The organism is Xanthobacter autotrophicus (assembly GCF_029991245.1).
GTDB lineage: Bacteria > Pseudomonadota > Alphaproteobacteria > Rhizobiales > Xanthobacteraceae > Xanthobacter > Xanthobacter autotrophicus_C.
In genome coordinates this window covers 1-441 of record NZ_JAIVFO010000366.1, presented here as the reverse complement: position 1 = coordinate 441, position 441 = coordinate 1, and the positions used below count along the sequence as shown (strand labels likewise).

Here is a 441-nt window from a genome sequence, read left to right as displayed (position 1 = left end):
TTCCTGATCGGCGTGGTGCTGGCCTACCTCATGAGCCTGCAGTTGCGGCAGTTCGGCGCCGAATCGTTCATCGTCAACATCCTGGGCATCTCGCTGATCCGGGAACTGGGCCCGATGCTCGCGGCCATCCTGGTGGCGGGCCGCTCCGGCTCGGCCATCACGGCGCAGATCGGCGTCATGCGGGTGACCGAGGAGCTCGACGCGATGCGCGTGATGGGCATTCCGCACGGCTTCCGGCTCGTGATGCCGCGCGCCGTGGCCCTGGCCATCGCCATGCCGCTCATCGCCGTCTGGACGACGCTCTGCGCGCTGGCGGGCGGCATGCTCGCGGCCGACATCGCCATGGACGTCTCGCCCGCCTACTTCGTGCAGGCGCTGCCCAACGCGGTGAGCTTCTCCAACCTCGGGCTCGCGATGGCCAAGTCGGTGGTGTTCGGCGTG

Annotated in this window: 1 protein-coding gene; it reads left to right on the top strand. The window is 68.9% G+C overall.

Annotated elements, in window-relative coordinates:
- A partial coding sequence (locus K9U41_RS23245) for an MlaE family ABC transporter permease (protein WP_282643200.1) occupies positions 1 to 441 on the top strand: 441 nt, incomplete at both ends.